This window comes from Halogeometricum sp. S3BR5-2 (assembly GCF_031624635.1).
Classification (GTDB): Archaea; Halobacteriota; Halobacteria; order Halobacteriales; family Haloferacaceae; genus Halogeometricum; species Halogeometricum luteum.
The window spans coordinates 1-1,061 of sequence record NZ_JAMQOQ010000021.1 but is presented as its reverse complement, the minus strand read 5'-3'; the positions used below and the strand labels follow the sequence as shown (position 1 = coordinate 1,061).

Here is a 1,061-nt window from a genome sequence, read left to right as displayed (position 1 = left end):
CTATAGTAGACACTAGAAGTAATTGCTCACTTTAGGGACGGAGAGTTTGTCGAGAGCGGTGTCGATCGCTGTTGTTAGCTCGTCGAGTGAGTCAAAGAATCGGTTGCTCAGTGCCTTTTGCAGCTGTCTCCAGCATTCTTCGACCGGATTCAACTCCGGTGAATACGAGGGTAACGTGACGAAGGCGAGGTCGTCACGGGCCGCCAGGTCCGTGACGGCCGACGCCTGAAAATACGGCGCTCCGTCTAGCACGACGATCAAGTCATCTTCGAATTCTTCGCATACTGCTAAAATGAAATGTTTCGCGTGTTCGGCGGTGACGTACTCGGTGAATCGCGAGAAGAAACGATCACCGTCCTCGGTGATCGCGCCCAGCAGACACGTCCACTCGCGTTGGCCAGACAGTTCGACTGAGGGCCGCGTGCCCTGTGGAAACCACGCGGCACGCGGCTCAACTTGCACGGATTTCTTGGTTTGGTCGATACAGACTACGGTGGCGTCCATTTCCCGCCGCTTTTTTTGAGCTCATCGTGGAACGCTTCGTGCTCGTCTTCATCGGCTTCGGCAGCTGAACGGCGTGGTTTTTGATAGCTCAATCCCGCTTCTTTCAGCAACCGCCGACAACTCGGGATTGAATACTGGACGCCGTACGTGTCTTCGAGATACTCTTGGGCAAGCGCCGGCGTCCACGCCGGCGCGTCGATCCCGACTTCTTCAGGTGGGTCGTGAACGGTTTCTTCGAATTGCTCTTGCTGTGATTCTGAGAGTTTCCGTTTTCTTCCAGTTCGTTTATCGTCAGATGCGGCTTGCTCAAGCGAGTTGTCGGTGTCGAGTCGCGTGAGCCAGCTGTAGATGGTCCGTCGCTGCACGTCGTACCACTCGGCTAGCTCGGTCTGCGTGACACCATTCTTGTACGCGATTGCCGCTAAGAGCCGTTGTGTCGGCTTCTTTCCGTCCACGTTGTCGAGAGCGTCTTGCAATTCCTCGACGGAGATCTCGTCGAGATGATTCACTAGCTACTGCAACTATCTCTGAGTAAAAAGTTCTACCGGTTACTATAG

1 protein-coding gene is annotated in these 1,061 nt (G+C 54.7%); it reads right to left on the bottom strand.

The genetic code is table 11. The features are described 5' to 3' along the window. Positions 1-12: 12 nt before the first annotated feature. A protein-coding gene (locus tag NDI79_RS23520; RefSeq protein ID WP_310931062.1) for an IS630 family transposase occupies positions 13-1,013 on the bottom strand; the annotation gives its coding sequence in 2 pieces (ribosomal slippage) (positions 13-521 and positions 521-1,013; 1,002 coding nt in all). Positions 1,014-1,061: the final 48 nt, after the last annotated feature.